Origin of the sequence: Streptomyces sp. NPDC006193, assembly GCF_040613915.1 — a bacterium.
GTDB lineage: Bacteria > Actinomycetota > Actinomycetes > Streptomycetales > Streptomycetaceae > Streptomyces.
Genome location: NZ_JBEXTB010000032.1, coordinates 42,042 through 63,460, shown reverse-complemented (window position 1 = coordinate 63,460; position 21,419 = coordinate 42,042). Strand labels below are relative to the sequence as shown.

Sequence of the window (21,419 nt, the reverse complement as noted above, 5' to 3'; positions counted from 1 at the left end):
CGGGGGCGCGGCCGGGCACGGGCCGCCCGCGGCGGCCGCAGCGCCGCCCCCGCGGGCGCTACCGCTGCCGCTTGCCCTTGCGGACAGCCCGCAGCCACTCCTTGTTCATGCTCGTGATCGAGACGAGCGGGATCCCCTTCGGGCAGGCGGTCGCGCACTCGCCGGTCAGCGTGCACCCGCCGAACCCCTCCGCGTCCATCTGCGCCACCATGTCCAGCACCCGCGTCTCCCGCTCGGGGGCGCCCTGGGGCAGGACGTTGAGGTGGTTGACCTTGGCGGAGGTGAACAGCATGGCCGCCCCGTTGGGGCACGCGGCCACGCACGCGCCGCATCCGATGCACTCGGCGTGCTCGAAGGCGAAGTCGGCGTCGGCCTTGGGCACCGGCGTGGCGTGGGCCTCCGGCGCGGAGCCGGTGGGCGCGGTGATGTACCCGCCGGCCTGGATGATCCGGTCGAAGGCCGACCGGTCCACCACCAGGTCCTTGATCACCGGGAACGCGGCGGCCCGCCACGGCTCGACGTCGATGGTGTCGCCGTCCCGGAAGGACCGCATGTGCAGCTGGCAGGTCGTGGTGCGCTCCGGTCCGTGCGCGTCGCCGTCGATGACGAGGGAGCACGCGCCGCAGATGCCCTCGCGGCAGTCGTGGTCGAAGGCGATCGGCTCCTGACCGGCGAGGATGAGCTGTTCGTTGAGGACGTCCAGCATCTCCAGGAAGGACATGTCGGGCGAGATGCCGTCCACCTCGTAGGTGGACATCGCTCCTTCGGCGTCGGCGTTCTTCTGCCGCCAGACGCGCAGGGTGAGCTTCATGCGTAGCTCCGCTGGGTGGGGTGGACGTACTCGAAGACCAGGTCTTCCCTGTGCAGCACGGGCGCCTCGCCGGTGCCGGTGAACTCCCAGGCGGCGGCGTAGGCGAACGTGTCGTCCTTGCGGGCGGCCTCGCCGTCGGGGGTCTGGGACTCCTCGCGGAAGTGGCCGCCGCAGGACTCGGTGCGGTGCAGGGCGTCGAGGCACATCAGCTCGGCGAGCTCCAGGTAGTCGACGACGCGGTTGGCCTTCTCCAGCGACTGGTTGAGCTCCCGGCCGGTGCCGGGCACCTTGATGCGCCGCCAGAACTCCTCGCGGATCCGCGGGATGCGCTCCAGCGCCTTGCGCAGCCCCGCGTCGGTGCGGGCCATGCCGCAGAACTCCCACATCAGCTCGCCGAGTTCCCGGTGGAAGGAGTCGGGGGTGCGGTCGCCGTCGACGGCCAGCAGCAGGTTGAGCCGGTCCTCGGTCTCGGCCAGCGCCTCCTGCACGACCGGGTGCTCGGCGGTGACCTGGTCCCGCGCGGGGTTGCGGGCGAGGTAGTCGCTGATGGTGGCCGGCAGCACGAAGTAGCCGTCGGCGAGGCCCTGCATCAGCGCGGACGCGCCGAGCCGGTTGGCGCCGTGGTCGGAGAAGTTGGCCTCGCCGATCGCGAAGAGGCCGGGGACGGTGGTCTGCAGGTCGTAGTCCACCCACAGGCCGCCCATCGTGTAGTGCACGGCCGGGTAGATCCGCATCGGCACCTCGTACGGATCCTCGTCGGTGATCCGCCGGTACATCTCGAAGAGGTTGCCGTACCTCGCCTCGACGGCCTCGCGGCCCATGCGCTGGATCGCGTCGGCGAAGTCCAGGTACACGCCCTGGCCGCCGGGGCCCACTCCCCTGCCCTCGTCGCAGACGTTCTTCGCGGCGCGGGAGGCGATGTCGCGGGGCACCAGGTTGCCGAAGGACGGGTAGATGCGCTCCAGGTAGTAGTCGCGCTCGTCCTCGGGGATCTCGTTCGGCGGGCGGGTGTCGCCCTTCGCCTTCGGCACCCAGATCCGGCCGTCGTTGCGCAGCGACTCGCTCATCAGCGTCAGCTTCGACTGGTGGTCGCCGGTGCGGGGGATGCAGGTGGGGTGGATCTGCGTGAAGCAGGGGTTGGCGAAGTAGGCGCCGCGCCGGTGCGCCCGCCAGACGGCGGTCGCGTTGGAGTTCATGGCGTTGGTCGACAGGTAGAAGACGTTGCCGTAGCCGCCGGAGGCGAGGACGACGGCGTCGGCGAAGTACGTGTCGATACGGCCGGTGATCAGGTCCCGGGCGACGATGCCTCGGGCCCGCCCGTCGACGACGATCAGGTCGAGCATCTCGGTCCGCGGGTGCATCTCCACGTTCCCGGCGGCGATCTGCCTGCTGAGCGCCTGGTAGGCGCCGAGGAGGAGCTGCTGGCCCGTCTGGCCGCGGGCGTAGAACGTACGCGACACCTGGACGCCGCCGAAGGAGCGGGTGTCGAGCAGCCCGCCGTACTCCCGCGCGAACGGCACGCCCTGCGCCACGCACTGGTCGATGATCTCGACGGAGATCTGCGCCAGCCGGTGCACGTTGGACTCGCGGGCCCGGAAGTCGCCGCCCTTGACGGTGTCGTAGAACAGCCGGTGGACGGAGTCGCCGTCGTTGCGGTAGTTCTTCGCGGCGTTGATGCCTCCTTGCGCGGCGATGGAGTGGGCGCGGCGCGGGGAGTCCTGGTAGCAGAACTGGACGACCTTGTAGCCCTGTTCCGCGAGGGTCGCGCCCGCGGAACCGCCGGCCAGGCCGGTGCCGACGACGATGACGGTGTGCTTGCGCCGGTTGGCGGGGTTGACCAGCCTGGCCTCGAAACGGCGCTTGTCCCAGCGCTCGTGGATCGGCCCGGAGGGGGCCTTGGTGTCGGCGACGGGTTCGCCGACCGTGTAGTTCGTGTACGGGGTCATGGTCAGCTCACCACTCCGGTCATGACGCCCACGGGGACGGCGATGAAACCGGCCGTGAGCAGCAGCGCGAGGACGTCGGCGGCCCTCTTCAGGGCGCGGTCGCGGGTGCGGCTGCCGACGCCGAGGGTCTGGGCGGCGCTCCACAGGCCGTGCCGGATGTGCAGGCCGAGCGCGAGCATCGCGACGATGTAGACGACGTTGCCGTACCAGGTGGAGAAGGTGTCCACCACGTTCTGGTAGGGGTGGCCCTGCTGGAAGCCGCCGGAGTGCACCGTGCCGGTGGTCAGGTCGAGGACGTGCCAGACGATGAACAGTGCGAGGATGACGCCGCCCCAGCGCATGGTGCGGGTGGCGTAGGAGGACCGCGGCCTGCTGTGCACGTACGTGCCGGGCCGCGCCTTGAGGCCGCGGCGGCTGAGCTGGTAGGCGGCGGTGACGTGGGCGGCGACGGCGACGACCAGCACGACCCGGACGAGCCAGAGCGTCCACTCATAGTGCATGAAGGGCTCGCCGACGGTGCGCAGCCAGTGCGCGTAGTGGTTGAACTCCCCCGGGCCGAAGAAGATCTTCAGGTTCCCGATGACGTGGGCGACCAGGTACAGCAGCATGATCGCACCGCTGACGGCCATGACCGTCTTCTTGCCGATGGTGGAGTCCCACAACGTGCGCGTCAGGGACGGCCGCCGGTCCGTCCGCGTTGCCAGTGCCATGGCGAAGACGCTACGACCGCGGCACCCGATCGGTCCAAGACATGGTACGGCTCGATTCCATAGGCCGAGGCTATTGTGGCGGGATGCAGTTCCAGCAGCTCCAGTACTTCGTGGCGGTCGCGGAGACCCGGCACTTCACCCGGGCCGCCGAGCTGGTCCACGTCGCCCAGCCGTCGCTGTCCCAGCAGATCAAGGCGCTGGAGCGGGAGCTGGGCGCGGACCTGTTCCTGCGGGCCCGGGGCAACATCACGCTCACCGACGCCGGTGAGGCGCTGCTGCCGCTGGCCCGGCGCATCCTCGCGGACGCGGACACCGCCCGGCAGGAGGTGCAGGAACTGGTGCAGCTGCGGCGCGGGCGGGTACGGCTCGGGGCGACGCCGAGCCTGTGCACGGGCCTGCTGCCGGACGTGCTGCGGGCCTTCCACGACCGCTACCCGGGGATCCGGCTGCTCGTCGAGGAGGGCGGATCGCGGGACCTGGTGCGGGAGCTGGCGCGGGGCGCGCTCGACCTGGCGCTGATCGTGCTGCCGCTGCCGGCGCCTGCGCCCGCGCTGACGACCGTGGAGCTGCTGCGGGAGGACCTGGTGGTGGTGTCCTCACCGGAGGCGGCGGCGCCCGGCCGGGGCGGGCGGGCCGTCCGCGTCGCCGACCTGGAAGGAGAGCGGCTGGTGATGTTCCGGCACGGGTACGACCTGCGGGAGCTGACCGTGGCCGCGTGCCGGGCCGAGGGCTTCGAGCCGGACCTCGCGGTGGAGGGCGGCGAGATGGACGCGGTGCTGGGGTTCGTGCGGGCCGGGCTGGGCGTCGCCGTGGTCCCGCGGATGGTCGCGGCGCGCGCCGGGCGCGGACTGCGGGTCACCCCGCTGGCCCGGCCCGGGCTGCACCGTACGATCGCGCTCGCCCACCGCAGCGACGTGGCGCCGCCGCGGGCGGCGCGGGAGCTGCAGCGGATGCTGCTGGAGCGGTGAGCGGGGCGCGTCTCGGCCGGGTGCCGCCGGCCGGGGCACCCCGGCTCAGCCGAGCACGACCGGCCTGAGCACCTCCTCGCACCAGCGGCGGAAGGAGGTCGGCGCGGCGCCGGGCGTCTCGGGCGCCGCGATGCCGTAGAAGCCCTGCTCGGCGGTCGCGGAGGCGAGGTCCACCAGGCCCCGCGCCCAGCTCTCGCTCGCCCCGTGCCGCAGCAGCTCCGCCCGGTACTCGGCGCTGCCGAGCCGTCGGAAGCCGACCGGCCTGCCCAGCACCTCGGACACGACCCGCGCCATGCCCTGCGGGGTCAGCGCGTCGGGGCCGACCAGCGGCACGTCGTCCTGGCCGGTCCAGGTGCCGTCGAGCAGCAGCCGGGCCGCGACGGCGCCGACGTCGCGCGTGGTGCAGGTGCGCAGCACCCGGTCGCCGTACGCCGCCAGGGAGATCTCACCCCGGTCCCGGATCGCCGCGGCCTGGTGGAGGAGGTTCTCCATCAGGAACGGCGGGCACAGCGCCCGGTGGTGGACGCCGGTGGCCCGGACGGCGTCGTCCATGGCCAGCGAGGCCGAGATCTGGCCGGCGTTCTCGGCGACCGCGCGGCCCAGGGTGGAGACGGCGACCACCCGCTGCACTCCCTGCGTCGCGATCGCGTCGACGAGCGGCCGGGTGAAGGCCCGGAAGTGGCCCTCGACGCTGTCCGCGGCGGGATTCGGCGGAACCAGCCAGAAAACCCGGTCGGCGCCGGCGCACGCCTTGGCAGCCACGTCGGGGTCGGCGTGCGAGCCGGGGACGACCTCGGCCCGCTCGCGCACCCGCGGGGGCAGCCGCTCGGGGTCGCGGGCGACCACGCGGAGCGGTCCCGCCGCGTCCCCGGCGTCGAGGAGGGCGTCGAGGACGCGGCTGCCGATCTGGCCGGTCGGGGTGGTGACGAGGATCATGGGGACTCCGGGGGGGATCGCGGGGCAGGACGTGATCAGCCTGCTGCGCGGCGTCCCGGAACTGAAGGACCGGCCGGATCAGGAGTGTTGCCCTGAGGGCAACACCGGTGGGACTACCCTGAGGGCGATGCCCTGCGGAGGGGGAGAGCCGTGGAATCCCGACCGTTGCGTTACTTCGTCGCCGTGGCCGAGGAGCTGAACTTCACGCGCGCCGCCGAGCGGCTGGGCATCTCCCCGCCGCCGCTGTCGCGCGCGATCCGGCGGCTGGAGGCCGACCTCGGCGTCGCCCTGTTCGAACGGACCACGCACCGGGTGGCTCTCACGCCGGCGGGCGAGGTGCTGCTGGACCAGGCCCGGTTCGCGCTGGAGGCGCTGGAGGCGGCCGGACGCCGGGCGCGGCGCGCGGCGGGCCCGGGGACGAAGCTGGTGCTCGCGCTCAAGGCCGACGGCGACGGCGGGCTGCTGGAGCCCGTCCTGGAGCGCTACGCCACCGAACCGGCCGCCGTCCCGGTGACGGTCCGGCTGTGCGGATGGCAGGAGCAGACCCGGCTGCTGCGGATCGGGGAGGCCGACGCGGCGCTCGTCCACGAACCCTTCGACCGCACCGGCCTGGACAGCGAGGTCCTGGCCGCCGAGCCGCGCGTCGCCGTCCTCTCCGCCGCCCACCCGCTGGCCGGCCGCGACCGGGTCGAGCTGGCCGACCTCGGCCTCAGCGCCGGTGACCTGCACCGGTTCCTGGACGAGGTGCGCAGCGAGGGCCGGGACCTCGCCCAACTGCTCACCCATGTCGCGCTGGGCGACCTGGTCACCCTGCTGCCCGCGTCCGTCGCCCGCCGCTATCCGCGCCCGGGCATCGTCTACCGGCCCGTCCCGGACGCGCCGCCGGCGGTGCTGGCGATCGCCTGGCCGCAGCAGTCCCGCTCCACGGCGACCGCCGCCCTCGTCCGGACGGCCGCCGCCGTGGCAGCGGCAGCGGCCGGGCAGCCGTAGGGATCCCCGAGGACCCGTCCGGGCGCCCCCGTCGCCGCGTGGGCGGCGTTCGCGGGCAGCCGTCCGCGATCAGCCCGTGGCGTCCGCCATGGCAAGGTCGTGGAGTCGCTCCGGGGGGCCCGGGCGGGCGTAGTACCAGCCCTGCGCGGTGTCGCAGCCCAGCACCCGCAGCTGCTCGGCCTGGGCGCCGGTCTCCACGCCCTCGACGGTGACCGCGAGGTCGAGGCTGTGGGCGAGGGAGACGATGCCCTCCACGATCTTCAGGTCGACCGGGTCGGCGGGGAACTGCTGCATGCCCTGGGTGAACGAGCGGTCGAGCTTGAGGACGCTCACCGGCAGGCGGCGCAGGTTGGCGAGGTTGGAGTAGCCGGTGCCGAAGTCGTCCAGGGCGATGTCCACGCCCATCTCGGCGAGCCGGTGCAGCGGCTTGAGCAGGTCGTCGTCGGCGCCGATCAGCGCGGACTCGGTGACCTCCAGGCACAGGGCGTCCGGGGTGACGCCCGCGCGTTCGAGGATGTCCACGGTGTCCTGGACCAGCCCGGGGTGGCTGAGCTGGCACGGCGAGAGGTTGACGTTGATGCGCAGCGGACCGGCGGCGGTCTCCTCGCCGTGCCGCTCCCGCCAGGCGCGGGCCTGGCGGATCGACTCCTCCAGGACCCAGCGGCCGAGCGGCACGATCAGGCCGGTGTGCTCGGCGAGCGGGATGAAACGGTCGGGGCCGAGGACGCCGTGCTGCGGGTGCAGCCAGCGCACCAGCGCCTCGGCTCCGCGCACGCTGCCGTCGCCGAGGTGCACCAGGGGCTGGTACTCGATGAAGAACTCGCCGCGTTCCAGGGCGGTCGGCAGGGCCGTGGTCAGACCGTGGCGGGTGATGGCGCGGGCGTCGGCCTCGGGGTCGGCCAGTTCGAAGCGGTTGCCGCCCGCCGACTTGGCCCGGTACATGGTGATGTCGGCGCTGCGCAGCACCTCGGCCGCGGTGCGCTCGCCGGCCGGGCCCTCCACGATGCCGAGACTGCCGCGCACCAGGAGGTCGCGGCCGTCGATGCTGATCGGGGTGACCAGCGCGTTCATGATGCGTTCGGCGAGCTCGTCGACCTTGCGCTCGGTGCCGGGGCCGGTGGTCAGGGCGACGAACTCGTCGCCGCCGAGCCGGGCGACCATCTCGCCGGGCGCGGTGGCGCAGGACTGGAGCCGGTCGGCCACCTCCACCAGCAGCCGGTCGCCGGCCGCGTGGCCGAGGCTGTCGTTGACGGTCTTGAAACCGTCCAGGTCGAGGTAGCACAGGCCGAAGCGCTGGCCCTCGCCCGCGCTCAGGGCCTTCTCCAGCCGCTCGAAGAACAGGGTGCGGTTGGGCAGTCCGGTGAGGGCGTCGTGCGTCGCCTCGTACCGCAGCCGCAGATTGAGCAGCCGGCGCTCGGTGGTGTCCTCCATGAGGGCGAGCTGGTACTGCGGGTTGCCGTCCGGGTCGCGCAGCAGGGAGACGGTGAGGTTGGTCCACAGGGCGGTGCCGTCGGGCCGGTTGAACGCCTTCTCCAGGTGGTAGTGCTCGCGTGCGCCGCGCACGAGTTCGTCGTAGAGCTTCCAGGTCTGCGGGGCGTCCTCGGGGTGCACCCAGTCCTGGACGCGCCGGCCGCGCAGGGACTGCTCGGTCAGGCCGAACATGCGCAGCAGCGCCTCGTTCACCTGCAGGACGTTGCCGTCGAGGTCGGCGATGCCGATCCCTATGGCGGCGCCTTCGAAGACCGCGCGGAAGCGGGCCTCGCTGGCGTGCAGCGCCTGGGCGACCACGCCCTGCGCCCGCAACGCGGCCTGGGCGATGGCCTCCTGCTCGGCGAGGGTGCGCTCGCGCAGCGCCTGGGCGTAGCCGGCGGCCATCGCGTGCTGCAACCGAGAGGAGCGCATGCGCAGTTCGTCCTGGGGGCCGTCCTCCCCGCAGTACAGCACCAGGTAGGCGTCGATGCAGTCGAGGGTGCGGGCGAGCGCCTCGGGGTCGGTGCAGTGTGCCGCGACCAGGGCGGCGCCGACGGCCTTCGCCGCCTCCGCGTCGAAGCTGCGCGCCCGCAGCAGCTCGCTCAACCGGCGTGCCAGCGGCAGCAGTTGCTGTTCGAATTCGGACCGGGTCAGCGCCGTGGAGGTCACCGGGAAGACCGCCCGGCTCCAGATCGTGGTCAGGCGCCGCAGTCTGTCCTCCGGCCCGTCCGGCTCCGCGATCACGCCGTACGCCCCACGCCGGCGAATCCGGAGAAGGCGTACGGATCCTCGTCCTGCGGCGCCGGGTCCGGGCGCCAGAGCGGCATCGGCACCAGTCCGGGTTCCACCATGTCGTACCCCTCGAAGAACCGCGCGATCTCGTCGCGCGACCGCATGACCAGCGGGTTGCGAATGTCCCTGTATACGTCCACCGCGCCCTCGGCCCGGTCGGCGGGAACCGGGATTCCCTCGTACGAGGCATGGGTGAGGATCAGCAGGCTGCCGGGCGCGAGCGCTTCGCGGAGCTCGGCCACCGCGGCGTAGGGGTCGTCCGCGTCTTCCACGAAGTGCAGTATGGCAACGAGGAGGAGCGCCACTGGCCGGTTCAGGTCGATCAGCCGCTCCCGCTGGGGACTCGAGAGGATCTCCTGCGGCTTGCGCAGGTCGGCGGCGACCACGTCGACGTCGTCGTCGCCCGCCAGGACGGCCTGGCTGTGGGCGACGGCCACCGGGTCGTGGTCGACGTAGAGCACGCGGGCGTCCGGTGCGGCGGCCCGGGCCACCTCGTGGACGTTGCCGAACGTCGGGATGCCGGAGCCGATGTCGAGGAACTGGGTGATGCCCTCGCCGGCGGCGAATTGCACGGCCCGGCGCAGGAACGCCCGGTTGGCCCGCATGATCGCGGGCAGGCCCGGCAGGAACTCCATGGCCCTGCGGGCCGCTTCCCGGTCGACCTCGAAGTTGTGCGAACCGCCCAGGTAGTAGTCGTAGATCCGCGAGACGCTCGGCACCGAGATGTCGATGCTGCGTGGGGCCCAGGCGGGACGCTCCATGTATCTCTCCAAGGCGTGGACAGGTGTAGGCGATCCGGTGTTCGAGCTGAGGCTACTGATCGTCCGCCAACAGAGCGACCAAAAACGGAAATTGACCATCCGTTCCCGGTCACAGCCTGCGGCAAGTACCCGCGCGACCCCGCTGTGTGACGCCTGCGCCGCGCCCCCGTCCGGGCGCGGACAGCGGTCCGCCCCCTCCGTGCGGAACGGAGGGGGCGGACCTTCGGCCGTGCGCCGGGCCGGGCGGGCGATCGACCCTGGGGAGGTGATCAGTTGCCCGGCGCACCGACCGGCTTGCCGTCGGGCGAGACGGCGTACCAGGTGCCGCCCACGCCCTGACCGTTGGTGTCACCGGGGGCCTTGTCCCCGGAGAAGGTGTAGATCGGCCAGCAGTTGACGCTCATCTGCTTCACGCCGTCGGGGCGGGTGAAGGGCATCAGGCCCTTCTTCTTCACGCCCTTCGTGTCGTCCGCGTCGACCGGGGCGACCGCCGGCCACTTCTCCAGGCAGGCGCCGACGCAGTTGGAGACGGACTTCGGCCAGGCCTTGTCCTTCAGGAAGCGGTAGACCGTCATGCCCTTCCGGTCCACGACGATCTCACCGAGCTCGGGGTCCTTGCGGACGGACAGGCCGGGCAGGTCGGACACCTTGGCCTTCTTGCCGTCGGGGGCGAGCGCGAACCACTTGCCGCCCACACCTTGGCCGTTGACGTCACCGGCGTTGACGTCCTTGGCGTAGCGGTAGGCGGGCCAGCCGCCGACGGTGAGCTGCTTGGAGCCGTCGGCCCGGGTGACCTCGCCCAGCAGCGCCTTGTCGATGCCGGCGCCTGCGTCGGCGTCGTCGGCGGGCACCGGCGGCCAGGTGGTGGCGCAGTCGCCGTCGCAGTTCGACTTGGGCGGTTCGGCGGTGTCCTTGTCGAACCGGTAGAGGGTGAGCCCGGAGCCGTCGGTCAGCACATTGCCCAGGTCGGGGTTGCTGGCCACGGACAGCTTGCCCGCGGGGGCGGCCGGGCTCGGGGAGGCGGAGGTCTTGCTGCCGTCGGCGCCGTATCCGTTGCCCGCGCCGGTCGCGGTCCCGGCGCCCGGGTTGCCGTAGTCGCCGGCCGCGGCCGTGGCCCCGACGTTCTGGGCCCCCGACGCGGGAGTGCCGGCCTTGTCCTGACCGCATGCCGTCGTCAGCGCCAGCACCGAAGCGGCTGTGACCGCCAGTGAGGCGGCCCGCCAGGAGGTCTTCATCGTCAACTCCCCATTATCGCCTGGATATTGCAGCGCCTTGCTGCGCCGCCGCACGGTCATGGGTACGGATCAGGGGGGTGGCGGCGTTCAACGGCGGCCGGAATTTCTTTTCCCGGGCCCCGGACGACCCGGCCGCACGGGCGCCGCCGGAAGGCGCGCGCGCCCGGCCCCTCCCACCGTCAAGCCCGTCGCTCCGTGTCCCTCCTTCGGGGCAATCCCGGCGCACTACGGCGTACGACGCCGTCGCGCACCTCATGATCGTCGTCGTGCGTGGACCCGAAGCGACCCGATGCGCGCCCGCCACCCGAGTGGTGGCCCTGTTGACGCTCACCTGGACCCTGGTGGGCTGTCCGGCCGGCAGTGCGTCGGCCGACGCCTGCGCGTACGCCTCGGCCGGCCCGGACGGCACGGTGGCGGTGGCGGTGGCCCGGGCAGGCGGCCACGAGTGGCCCCCTCCCCCGCCCTGTCCCCAGCCGCCTGTGCCCCCGCCCCCGTGCCCGCCCACCCCGACCCCGTCCCCACCGCCGCAGCCCACCCCGCCGCCCGAGCCGACGCCCCCGCCCGAGCCGACGCCTCCGCCCGAGCCGGCGCCGAGTACACCCCCGGCGCCGAGTCCGCCGCCGACTCGGGCGCCCGCGCCTCCGCCCGAGCCGCCCGCCCCCGAGCCGCCGGCCCGGCCCGCTCCGGCTCCCCCCGCGCCGGAGGCGCCCCGGCCGGCCCGCACGCCCCCGCCCGCTCCCGCTCCGGCACCGGCACCGAGGCCGGCACCGACGCCGACACCCACCCCGCGCCCCTCGGCGACCCCGGTGACCTACCCGGCGTACCACCCGCACCCCGTCGGCCGTCCGACGCGGGGCCGCACCTCCCCCGTCACCTACGTCCTGCTCATCACCGTTCCCGCGATCGTCGCCGTGGCGGCGCTGCGCCCGCGCTGACGCGCCGGCCCGCTCATTACTGGAGGCACCCGTTGTCGGATTGGCTTGTTCTCGTCCTCGCGATGCTGGGGGCCTGTGCCGTGGTGGTCGTCATCACGCTGCTGCGGCACCGGACGGCGGCCGAGGACGAGGATCCCAGCGAAACCCCCGACGTCATCGAGTACATGACGATGTGGATCGGTGTCATCTACGCCATCGTGCTGGGCCTGGCCATCGCGGGCGTGTGGGAGGCGCGCAGCGCCGCCCAGGACTACGTGCAGTCCGAGGCGCAGGCGCTGCACGAGATCTCCGAGCGGGTGCGGGTCTACCCGCCGGACGTCCGCGACCGCGTCCGCGACGACGTCGACAGCTATGTCGCGCACGTCGTGCGCACCGAGTGGACGGCGATGGCGCACGGCGAGCGGGTCACGGACCGGGGAACCGCGCTGCTGCACCGGGTGCGTGAGGACGTCACCGACTACCGGCCGAGGAACGACTTCGAGGCGCAGACCTACCAGCCGCTGCTGGACCAGCTCGCGGCGGCCGACCAGGCGCGCAACGCGCGTGCCGACTCCACCGGGGCGACCATGCCGTCGGTCGTGTGGTGGGGGCTGATCACCGGAGGGCTGATCACCATCGGCATGGTGTTCGCCCTGCAGATCCGCCGCACCGGGCGGGAACTGGTCCTGGCCGGGCTGTTCTCCGCGACCATCGCCTTCATGCTGTTCCTCATCTGGGACCTCGACGCCCCCTACGGTCGGGGCATCGCGGTGACCGCCGAGCCGTTCCGGACCCTCTTCCCGGCCGTCACCGGGTAGCGCCCGGCTGCCGGGGACCGGGCCGCGGTCCGGTCACCGGCAGCCTTCGCCGGCCGGGGCTCAGACGCGCCTGTGGTGGCGGCGGCGCAGCCAGAAGGCGCCGCCGCCGATCAGAGCCGCCCCCACCAGGCTGCCGCCGATGACCATGTCCGTCGGCGTCGCTCCGCCGGACCTGCTGCCGCCGACACCGCCCTGGACGGCGCCGAGCACGGTGAAGGCGTCCGGTCGGGTGAGCGTGCGGCCGTCGCAGCGGACGGTGATGTCGTACCGGCCGGCGCGGGCTCCTCGGTCGACGGTGGCGACACCGCGCGAGACGTCGTCGCGGAACGGCAGCAGCGGGGCGGTGCCGAAGGCGCGGGAGGTCATGGTGCCCCCGCCTCGGCAGCCGTTCACGGTGACGGTGATGCGGGCCCCGGCGGCGACGACGCCGGGCCTGACGACGATGGTCCCCGCGTCGCCGTCCCCACCCCGCCCGCCGAAGCCGTCTCCGCCCCGTCCGCCGAAGTCCCCCCCGCGGCCGTTCCCGAAGCCGTCGCCGCCACGGCCATTGCCGTTGCCGTTCCCATTTCCGAAGCCGTCGCCCCCACGGCCATTGCCGTTCCCGTTTCCAAAGCCGTCGCCGCCACGGCCGTTCCCGTTGCCGTTACCGAAACCGTCACCCCCACGGCCGTTCCCATTGCCGTTCCCGTTCCCGAAGCCGTCACCCCCACGGCCGTTCCCGTTCCCGTTGCCGTTACCGAAACCGTCACCTCCGCGGCCGTTCCCATTGCCGTTCCCGTTTCCGAAGCCGTCGCCGCCACGGCCGTTGCCGTTCCCATTCCCGAAGCCGTCGCCCCCGCGGCCGTTCCCGTTCCCATTGCCGTTCCCGAAGCCCTCGCCGCCACGGCCGTTGCCGTTGCCGAACCCATCGCCCCCACGGCCGTTCCCGCTCCCGTTCCCGTTGCCGGGGACGGCGCCGGCGCCGGTGCCCGGGACGATGACCGTGGTGTCGGTGCTGCTCGGGCCGCCCCCGTTGCCCATGCCGTCCGCGACGGCCACGGGGGCGGCGAGCCCGAGCACGGCGACCGCGGCGCACGCCGCCGCGAGTGCACGCTGGTTTCGCATGTGATCCTCCGCGGAAGGCGCCCCGGGTCCCGTTCCCGGTGGATCGGCGAGAAAGCACCTCCCGGAAAGACCCTCTGACGTGCGGAACACGCCCGCATGTCGAGAATGGTCCGTCCTGGTGAGCCAACACGCCGCCGGTAAACCACACAATCCGATATTGCTGCAGGTCACGGACCGTCAGAAATTCCCTGGAAACGGCAACTCGGATGGCGCACGGAACCGTCCGCAGGCCACCCGTTCGCCGTTCGCCCCGTCGCCCTCCGCGCGCGCGGGACTTAGCGTTTCCCCATGCGCGAGGGACGTGGTGAGCCCGCGTCGAGAGGGGTTGGCGAATGTCTGCGTCCATGCTGTCCGAGCTGGCCGAGGAGGAGGAGCGACGGAGGAGGCGCGCCCCCTGGGGGGTGATAGCGCTCGTCCTGCTGACCGGGCTGGCGCTGATGCGCAACGGCTCCGGCGAGTTCGACGCGGGCCCGCCGCAGCCCGCCTCCGCGGCGGCCCCGGACAGCCGCGCCACGCCGGGCGCCTTCACCTCCCCCGCGCCCGCCCCGCTGCCGTTCTCCGCCGTCGAGCGGGTCCGGATCCCCGCGATCCGGGTGGACGCGCCGGTCGTGCCGGTCGGACTGGACGCGAACGGCTGGGTCGGCGCGCCGCCGCCGGAGGACCCCAACCTGGCCGGCTGGTTCACCGGAGCGGTCTCGCCCGGTGAGAAGGGCACCGCCGTCGTCGTCGGCCATGTCGACAACAAGCAGGGCCCCGCCGTGTTCTACGGCCTCGGCGCCCTGAAGAAGGGGAACCGCGTCGAGGTGCTGCGCCAGGACGGCAGGACCGCGGTGTTCGAGATCTACGGCGTCGAGCTCTTCGAGAAGGACAACTTCCCCGGCGACCGGGTGTACGGCTCGAAGGGGGCTCCGGAACTGCGGGTCATCACCTGCGGCGGCGGCTTCTCGAAGCAGAACGGCTACGACGGGAACGTCGTCGTCTTCGCCCGCCTGGTCGCGGTCGGCTGAGTCCGACGGCCCGGCGGGCGAGGGGGGGGACGGAACGCGTCACAGACGCCGGCGCGGCACGGTGAGGTGGTACCCGGAGTCGATCAGATAGGGCAGGTACTCGCGGATCGCGCGGACGCTCTGCGATCGGTCGCCCCCGGCGTCGTGGGAGAGGACCACGACGCCGGGGGCGGCGCCGCTCTCCACCCGGTCGACGATGGCGGCGGTGCCCGGTTCCGTCCAGTCGGTGGTGTCCACGGTCCAGGCCATCGGCTCCATGCCCATCTCGGCGCCCAGTTGGAAGGCGGCCCGGTTCCAGGCGCCGTAGGGGGCGCGGAACCACTGCGGGCGCTCGCCGTAGGCGTCCTCGATGATGTCGCTGGTGCGTTCCATCTCGGAGCGGATCGCCCGGCGGCCGAGCGTGGTCAGGAGCGGATGCGTCCAGGTGTGGTTGCCGACGACATGGCCTTCGTCGGCCATCCGGGCGAGCAGTTCCCGGTTGGCGACGGCCATCTCGCCGCACACGAAGAACATCGCCCGGACGTCGTACTTGGCCAGCGTGTCCAGGATGTGCGGGGTGTACTCCGGGTGGGGGCCGTCGTCGAAGGTCAGCACCATGCGCCTGCCGCGCCCGGAGAGCCGCAGGATGGGTTCCCTGCGCACCTTCAGCCTGCGGGGCGCGGCGCGCGGCGGGCCGTGTCCGGTGAGCGGCTGGAGCCGGAAGGCGGAGGGCGCGAGCGCCTGGCGGGCCTGCGGACCCGCGACGGGGACCGCGGCGGGCCCGGCCGGCTCCGTGCCGCCGCTCGCCAGGACGGCTCCGGCCGTGCCCGCGGCGCCCAGTGCGGCGCCGGCGAGCAGCATCCGGCGCCGGGTGAAGAACTGATCCTTCTGCATGACTCATCAGTCGCCCGGCGGGCCGCCGCCGCACGGCAACGGCACCGGTGCGGCGGCGCGAAAGCACCCGGACGGCGGAGCGGGGCGCGGGGTCCGGCGGCTGCGCACCGGCGGGCAGCCGCCCGGTGGGCCGGCGCCGCTGTGCGGCGGGGCGGCCGGCTGCGGGCAGGCGGTGCCGGGTCAGCTGCGGAGGGGGGCGGGGCCCGTGGCGGGGCGGACCGCGTCTCGGTGCGCACCCGCGGCGCGCGGCCGGCCGGGCCCCTGGTGCCGGACGCGGACCTGGCCGGGCAGGTCCGCGTCCGGGGCGGCGGGCCCGGCCTGGTCCCCTCCGTCGAGGCCGGGCGCCGTCCGGGGCGGCGGCCCCAGCGCGGCGGCGGGCCGCTGCCCGCTGTTCGGGTGCCCCTGTTCCCCCGGGGTTTGCGCGGACGCGTGATTCCGGTGCGGCGGCGCGCAGTTGGGCGCCCGTGCACCCGTGCCCAGGTGAGAAGCGCTGACGGTGTGTCACGTGCCGACGGGCACGCGTCGCGGCACCTCGGGGTGCGGAGGAGCCGGGGAGCCGGCCGGCCCGGGAGCCGCGTCCTCGCAGAGGTGCGCGCGGTCCGCGGTCCACGGCGATCGCCGGGTCGGATAGCCTCTGGCCGTGACGGAACAGCACGAGCAGCACGCGCACCGGTTCGAGCGGGGCACGGACGGGCCTAAGGTCGTCCTGGTCGGGGTCGACGGCTCCGACTCCTCGATGCGTGCCGCCGCCTATGCGGCGGGTCTGGCCCGGCGGCAGCACGCCCTGCTGGCCGTGGTGTACGTCCAGCCGGTGCTCGCGGCCGGGGCGGCGCTCGGGGCGCCGGTGGCGGAGGCCACCGACGAGATCGCCGAGGACCTGGTGGCGCAGATCCGGGACTCGGCCGAGCGGCTGAAGGGGATATTCGAGGTGCGGTGGGAGTTCCACACCTTCCGCGGCGATCCCTACAACGGCCTGGTGAAGGCGGCCGACGAACTGAAGGCGGACGCGGTGGTGGTGGGCGCCTCGGAACAGGCCGGGCACCGGATCATCGGCTCGGTCGCGGTCCGGCTGGTGAAGGCGGGACGCTGGCCGGTGACGGTCGTTCCGTGACCGTGGGGCGGGGCCGCAGCAGCAGCGGGGTGGCGAGGAGCAGTGCTCCGGCCAGGGCGAGCGCGGTGCGCGGGCCGGTGAGCGCGGCCAGCAGGCCCCCCAGGGCGGTGAACGCGGCGGTCGTGGCCTTGCCGGTGACCGACCAGGCGGCGAGCGTACGGGCCACCCGGTCGGCCGGGGTCAGCTCCAGGCGGGTGGTGGCGAGCACCGGGGCGAACACGCCGATGCAGGTGATCAGCCCGAACTCGACCGCCATCACCAGCAGCAGGCCGGGCGGGCCCGGGCGGACGAAGGCCAGGCCGAGCGGCCAGCAGGCGCGCAGCACACCGGTGGTGAGCAGCACCCGGCCGCTGCCGTACCGGGCGACGAGCGGGCGGGCCAGCCGGGAGCCGAGCAGGCCGCCCAGGCAGGGCAGCGCGAAGGCGAGGCCGTACTGCCACGGGGCGAAGCCCAGCGGGCCGAGCATGAGGACCGCGAGCAGCGGGGCGCCGGCCATGATCAGGCCGTTGACCAGGATGGTGTTGAGGAACAGCGGGCGCAGCCGGGGGCTGGTGAGCAGGTGGCGCCAGCCTTCCAGGAGGTCGCCGGCGCGGGGTGCGGCGGCACGGGGGCCGGGGCGGGGTTCGTCGCCGCCGATCGCGCGGATGCCGAGGGCCGACAGCAGGTAGCTGACGGCGTCGGCCGCCACCGTCGCCACCGGGCCGAGCAGGCCGGCCGCGGCGCCGCCCAGCGGCGGTCCGAGCACGGTGGCGGTCCAGGTCGTGGACTCGAACCTGCTGGTGGCGGTGAGCAGCCCGGACGGCGGGACGAGGGCCTTGAGGTGCGCGCCGGAGGCGGCCGTGAAGGTGATGTCGGCCGCCGCGACGACCATCGAGACGAGCAGCAGCTGCGGGAAGCCGAGCGCGCCGAGGGCCCAGGCGGCCGGCACGGTGAGCAGCGCGGCGCAGCGCACGAGGTCGGCGCCGATCATCACGGGCCGTTTGCGGCGGAACTCCACCCAGGGTCCGAGCGGTACGGCGGCGACCGCGCCGACGGCGGCGCCGGCGGAGGCGAGCAGCGACACCTGGGCGGACCCGGCGTGCAGCACGAGGACCGCGATCATCGCGAAGGCGTCGAAGGCCAGCCAGGTGCCGAACGTGCTGACGGTGTACGCCGCCCACAGCCACCCGAACCGCCGCCCCAGACGCATGCCTCACCCTTCCGTGGACCGGAGGACATGAAAACGAGCGGGAGGCCCGCGAGGCAAACAACCGGAACCGCGCCGGGTAGAACCGCTGGTTGTGGGGCTAGGCTGACGGGGTGGATCTGCGGGCGGTGCGCACCTTCGTCGCGGTGGCGGACAGCGGGCGGTTCCAGGACGCGGCGGCCGTCCTCGGCATCACCCAGCAGGCCGTCTCCAAGCGGATCGCGGCCCTGGAGAAGGACCTCGCGGTGCGGCTGTTCGCCCGGACCGCGCGCGGGGCGGAGCAGACGGTCGACGGGCAGGCGTTCCTGCCGCACGCCCGTGAGCTGCTGCTCGCCGCCGAGCGGGCCGCGGCCTCGGTACGTCCGGGACGGCGCGCGCTGCGCGTCGACGTGATCGGGCCCCAGCTCGCCCCCGCGGCCCTGCTCCGCGCCTTCCACGAGGACGCTCCGACGACGGACCTGGACGTCGTGACCCTCTTCGACGCGGACACGGCCGTCGCCGCGGTGCGCGCGGGCACGGTCGACGCGACGTTCCGCGCGGTCACCGGGCGGCTGCCCGGGGGTGTGCGGGCCGCCCGGGTGCTGGACGAGCCGCTGCACCTGCTCACCGGTCCGGGGCACGCGCTCGCCGGGGAGCGTACGGTGGCCCCCGCCGAGCTCGCCGGGCACCGGATCTGGATGCCGGGTATCGTGGACGGCACCGAGTGGGCGGCCTACTACGCGGACTTCGCCTCCGGGTTCGGGCTGGTCATCGACTCCGTGGGCCCGGACTTCGGTATCGAGGCGCTGCTGGAGGCGGTCGCGCGCTCTGCCTCGCTCGCGACGATCGTCGGCGAGCGGACGAGGCTGGTGTGGCCCGCCGGGCACGATCTGCGGCGCATCCCGCTGACCGACCCCACACCGGTGTACCCGCACTCGCTGCTGTGGGACGCCGCGAACGTGCACCCGGGGCTCGCCGCCCTGCGCGCCCATCTGGCCGCCCGCCGGCCGGAGCGGCGGGCGTCGCGCACATGGACGCCGGCATGGGCCGTGCGGGGGGCTTCCCCGCTGGGCTCCGCGAGCCCGAACGATCGGCCGTCAGCCGTTTGCCTTCGGCGAAGAGGTGAGGCGCATGGACAGTTCCCGCGCGGGTGAGGGCATTTTCCGCCGCAAACCCATCGAGCACATCGAGGAGACGGAAGTAGCCGAGGGCACCCGGCTGGACAAGTCGCTGGGGCTCTGGCAGCTCACCGCGATCGGCGTGGGCGGCATCATCGGCGCGGGCATCTTCACGCTGGCCGGCACGGTGGCCAACGGCACGGCCGGGCCCGCGGTGCTGGTGTCGTTCCTCGTCGCCGGCGTCGCGAGCGCCTGCGCGGCGCTGTCGTACGCCGAGTTCGCCGGGATGATCCCGAAGGCGGGGTCGGCGTACACCTACGGCTACGCGGTGCTCGGCGAGTTCGCGGGCTGGTTCATCGGCTGGGACCTGCTGCTGGAGTACACCGCGATCGTGGCGGTGGTGGCCATCGGCATCTCCGGCTACTTCAGCTTCCTGGTCGACGCGATGGGCGCCGACCTGCCGCAGTGGATGCTGGGCGCGCCCGGCACCGGGGCGGGGCACCGCGTCGACCTGTTCGCGGCCGTGCTCTGCCTGCTGATCGCCTGGCTGCTCAACCTCGGCATCCGCAGTGCGGCCCGCTTCGAGACGATCGTGGTCGCGCTGAAGGTGCTGGTGGTCCTGCTGGTGATCGGCGTGGGCGTGTTCCACATCGACACCGGCAACTACAGCCCGTTCTTCCCGTACGGCCTCGGCGGCGCGTTCACCGGGGCGGCGACCGTGTTCTTCGCGGTGTTCGGCTACGACGCCATGTCGACGGCGGCCGAGGAGTCGAAGGACGCGCAGCGGCACATGCCGAAGGCGATCCTGTACTCGCTGGCGATCTCGATGGTGCTGTACGTGGCGGCCTGCCTGGTCCTGACCGGCATGCAGAACTACAAGGACATCGACAAGGAGTCCGGTTTCTCGACGGCGTTCAAGTCGGTGGGGCTGGGCGCGCTCGCGGACGTGATCGCGGTCGGCGCGATCATCGGCATCCTGACGGTGATGTTCACGTTCATGCTGGGCGTGACCCGGGTCTGGTTCAGCATGAGCCGTGACGGGCTGCTGCCGATCTGGTTCGCCAAGACGCACCCGACGCGGCACGTGCCGACCCGGGTGACCTGGATCGTCGGCGTGGGTTCGGCCCTCATCGCCGGGTTCGTGCCGATCGGCCAGGCGGCGGAGCTGACCAACATCGGCATCCTGCTGGCGTTCGTGGTGGTGTGCACGGCGGTGATCGTGCTGCGCTACCGGCGGCCGGAACTGCCGCGCGGCTTCCGCACCCCGTGGATGCCGTTCGTGCCGGCGCTGGGCGTGGTCTTCTCCGTCTGGCTGATCACGTTCCTGCAGTGGCAGACCTGGGTCCGGTTCGCGCTGTGGTTCGCGCTCGGCTGCGTGATCTACTTCGCCTACTCCTACCGGCACTCGGTGCTGGCCGCCCGGCGGCCCGTGGACTGATCAGTCCGCCATGACCAGGCCGTCCGCGGCGGCCCCGCGGCTGAGCACCACGTTCCTGATCCGGTCGCGCACGCCCTGGAGGTCGGCGCCCCGGTCGACGGCCCGGTCGAGGTCGACGACGCGGCCGGCGTCGAGGTCGTACCACTGCGGGACGAACTCGGCCCGGACGACCTGCCAGCGCTCGCCCGGGCGGGCCGACGGGGCGAAGGTGAACCGGCCGATCGTGGACTCGTTGCCGCGCGGGTCCCGGACGCCGTGGGCGTCGTACATCTCGCCGGCGATCTGGTCGCCCATGCCGTAGACCACCCAGGTGCCGTTGACCTTCTCGTACGCCTGCGGGACGTGGGCGTGGGTGCCGAGGATCAGGTCGATGTCCGGGCGGCCGTTCGTCCTGGAGGCGGTCAGCCGCCGGGCGAGGCCGAGCTGGAGCCGGTCGGGGGCCTCCTGCCACTCGGTGCCCCAGTGCACGGAGACCACCACGACGTCGGCGCCGGCCCGCCGCGCGGCGCGGGCGTCGGCGATCATCCGGTCCGCGTCGATCAGGTCGACCGCCCAGGGTCTCCCGGGCGGCAGCGGGATGCCGCGGGTGCCGAACGTGTACGCCAGGTGGGCGACCTTCGCGGTGCCCGCCCGGTGGAGGGTGACCGAGCGGGCCTCGGCCTCGTCGCGGGCGGTCCCGGCGTGCCGGAGGCCGGCCTCGTCCAGGGCGTCCAGGGTGCGCCGGATGCCGGCGGCGCCGTCGTCCAGGGCGTGCTCGGAGGCGGTGGAGCAGCCGTCGTAGCCGGTCGCGGCGAGGGCGTCGGCGATCTGCGGCGGGGACTTGAAGACGGGGTAGCCGGTGTAGGCGCCGTCGCCGCCGTAGACGGTCTCCATGTGGCACAGTGCCAGGTCGGCCCGCGAGACCACCGGCTGGACGCCGGCGAGCATGGGCCGGAAGTCGTGGCCGCTGCCGCCGGCGTCGAAGGACGCCCGGTCGATGACGGAGGTGTGCGGCAGGACGTCTCCGGAGGCGACGAGCGTGAAGCCGCGGGACGCGGCGGGGGCCGGGCGCCCCTGGGCCTGCTGCCGGTGGTGGTTCTGGCAGGCCGCCGCCGACGCCAGGAGGGCGGTCAGGGCCAGGGCCACCTGCTGTCTGCGTCCGATCATCAACTCACCCCAGGGTTGTCGTACATACAGACAAAGACCGTGACGGGCATATGGGTATGAATCCGATGAGCTGAATAAACAGTCCGGGTCCGGTGATTAGCCCGTC

19 protein-coding genes are annotated in these 21,419 nt (G+C 73.5%); 8 read left to right on the top strand and 11 right to left on the bottom strand.

The window, feature by feature from the left end; genetic code table 11:
• Positions 1-58: 58 nt before the first annotated feature.
• From ABZ261_RS24670 to ABZ261_RS24660, 3 genes are read right to left on the bottom strand one after another with little or no spacing between them, the layout of a single operon-like run.
• A complete protein-coding gene (locus ABZ261_RS24670; RefSeq protein ID WP_356862657.1) occupies positions 59-811 on the bottom strand; it encodes a succinate dehydrogenase/fumarate reductase iron-sulfur subunit in 753 nt (250 codons plus the stop codon).
• Positions 808-2,757: a fumarate reductase/succinate dehydrogenase flavoprotein subunit gene (locus ABZ261_RS24665; protein ID WP_356862655.1), complete on the bottom strand. Its 1,950-nt coding sequence runs from the start codon at positions 2,755-2,757 to the stop codon at positions 808-810. The genes ABZ261_RS24670 and ABZ261_RS24665 overlap by 4 nt, the downstream gene beginning before the upstream one ends.
• Positions 2,758-2,759: 2 nt before the next feature.
• Entirely contained in the window at positions 2,760-3,431 is a 672-nt protein-coding gene (locus ABZ261_RS24660) for a succinate dehydrogenase (protein ID WP_356862690.1), read from the bottom strand.
• A 119-nt stretch (positions 3,432-3,550) separates the two neighbouring features.
• On the opposite strand from ABZ261_RS24660, the gene ABZ261_RS24655 reads away from it, so the two are divergent.
• A complete protein-coding gene (locus ABZ261_RS24655) occupies positions 3,551-4,435 on the top strand; it encodes a LysR substrate-binding domain-containing protein (protein ID WP_356862653.1) in 885 nt (294 codons plus the stop codon).
• Positions 4,436-4,480: 45 nt separating this feature from the next.
• On the opposite strand, the gene ABZ261_RS24650 is transcribed toward ABZ261_RS24655, so the two are convergent.
• Positions 4,481-5,371, bottom strand: a complete 891-nt coding sequence (locus tag ABZ261_RS24650; protein ID WP_356862651.1) for an NAD(P)H-binding protein — start codon at positions 5,369-5,371, stop codon at positions 4,481-4,483.
• A gap of 150 nt (positions 5,372-5,521) precedes the next feature.
• Between ABZ261_RS24650 and ABZ261_RS24645 the strand changes: the two genes are divergently transcribed.
• Positions 5,522-6,361: a LysR family transcriptional regulator gene (locus ABZ261_RS24645; RefSeq protein WP_356862649.1), complete on the top strand. Its 840-nt coding sequence runs from the start codon at positions 5,522-5,524 to the stop codon at positions 6,359-6,361.
• A 69-nt stretch (positions 6,362-6,430) separates the two neighbouring features.
• Here the strand turns inward: ABZ261_RS24645 and ABZ261_RS24640 are convergent, their stop codons facing one another.
• From ABZ261_RS24640 to ABZ261_RS24630, 3 genes are all read right to left on the bottom strand, one after another.
• A complete protein-coding gene (locus ABZ261_RS24640) occupies positions 6,431-8,575 on the bottom strand; it encodes an EAL domain-containing protein (RefSeq protein ID WP_356862647.1) in 2,145 nt (714 codons plus the stop codon).
• On the bottom strand, positions 8,572-9,384 hold the full coding sequence (locus ABZ261_RS24635; RefSeq protein WP_356862645.1) for an SAM-dependent methyltransferase: 813 nt from the start codon (positions 9,382-9,384) through the stop codon (positions 8,572-8,574). The genes ABZ261_RS24640 and ABZ261_RS24635 overlap by 4 nt, the downstream gene beginning before the upstream one ends.
• Before the next feature lie 269 nt (positions 9,385-9,653).
• Positions 9,654-10,619, bottom strand: a complete 966-nt coding sequence (locus ABZ261_RS24630) for an SCO0930 family lipoprotein (RefSeq protein WP_356862688.1) — start codon at positions 10,617-10,619, stop codon at positions 9,654-9,656.
• 806 nt (positions 10,620-11,425) lie between these two features.
• Between ABZ261_RS24630 and ABZ261_RS24625 the strand changes: the two genes are divergently transcribed.
• Both ABZ261_RS24625 and ABZ261_RS24620 read left to right on the top strand, forming a co-directional pair.
• Positions 11,426-11,554, top strand: a complete 129-nt coding sequence (locus tag ABZ261_RS24625) for a hypothetical protein (protein ID WP_356862643.1) — start codon at positions 11,426-11,428, stop codon at positions 11,552-11,554.
• Positions 11,555-11,586: 32 nt separating this feature from the next.
• Positions 11,587-12,351: a hypothetical protein gene (locus ABZ261_RS24620; RefSeq protein WP_356862641.1), complete on the top strand. Its 765-nt coding sequence runs from the start codon at positions 11,587-11,589 to the stop codon at positions 12,349-12,351.
• 60 nt (positions 12,352-12,411) lie between these two features.
• Here ABZ261_RS24620 and ABZ261_RS24615 read toward each other — a convergent pair whose 3' ends face one another.
• Complete coding sequence (locus tag ABZ261_RS24615) at positions 12,412-12,717, bottom strand: hypothetical protein (protein WP_356862639.1); 306 nt, start codon at positions 12,715-12,717, stop codon at positions 12,412-12,414.
• A 1,070-nt stretch (positions 12,718-13,787) separates the two neighbouring features.
• Here ABZ261_RS24615 and ABZ261_RS24610 point away from each other — a divergent pair.
• A complete protein-coding gene (locus tag ABZ261_RS24610; RefSeq protein WP_356862637.1) occupies positions 13,788-14,462 on the top strand; it encodes a class F sortase in 675 nt (224 codons plus the stop codon).
• A gap of 39 nt (positions 14,463-14,501) precedes the next feature.
• Here the strand turns inward: ABZ261_RS24610 and ABZ261_RS24605 are convergent, their stop codons facing one another.
• A complete protein-coding gene (locus tag ABZ261_RS24605) occupies positions 14,502-15,335 on the bottom strand; it encodes a polysaccharide deacetylase family protein (protein ID WP_356862635.1) in 834 nt (277 codons plus the stop codon).
• 640 nt (positions 15,336-15,975) lie between these two features.
• Here ABZ261_RS24605 and ABZ261_RS24600 point away from each other — a divergent pair.
• Entirely contained in the window at positions 15,976-16,446 is a 471-nt protein-coding gene (locus ABZ261_RS24600) for a universal stress protein (protein ID WP_356862633.1), read from the top strand.
• Here the strand turns inward: ABZ261_RS24600 and ABZ261_RS24595 are convergent.
• Positions 16,382-17,635 carry an MFS transporter gene (locus tag ABZ261_RS24595; RefSeq protein ID WP_356862631.1) on the bottom strand — a complete coding sequence of 418 codons (1,254 nt, stop codon included), beginning with the start codon at positions 17,633-17,635 and terminating at the stop codon, positions 16,382-16,384. The genes ABZ261_RS24600 and ABZ261_RS24595 overlap by 65 nt on opposite strands.
• A gap of 110 nt (positions 17,636-17,745) precedes the next feature.
• On the opposite strand from ABZ261_RS24595, the gene ABZ261_RS24590 reads away from it, so the two are divergent.
• Entirely contained in the window at positions 17,746-18,765 is a 1,020-nt protein-coding gene (locus ABZ261_RS24590; RefSeq protein WP_356862629.1) for a LysR family transcriptional regulator, read from the top strand.
• Positions 18,743-20,167 carry an amino acid permease gene (locus ABZ261_RS24585; protein WP_356862627.1) on the top strand — a complete coding sequence of 475 codons (1,425 nt, stop codon included), beginning with the start codon at positions 18,743-18,745 and terminating at the stop codon, positions 20,165-20,167. Before ABZ261_RS24590 ends, ABZ261_RS24585 begins: the two co-directional genes overlap by 23 nt.
• On the opposite strand, the gene ABZ261_RS24580 is transcribed toward ABZ261_RS24585, so the two are convergent.
• Entirely contained in the window at positions 20,168-21,313 is a 1,146-nt protein-coding gene (locus ABZ261_RS24580) for a CapA family protein (RefSeq protein WP_356862625.1), read from the bottom strand.
• Between the last annotated feature and the right edge of the window lie 106 nt (positions 21,314-21,419).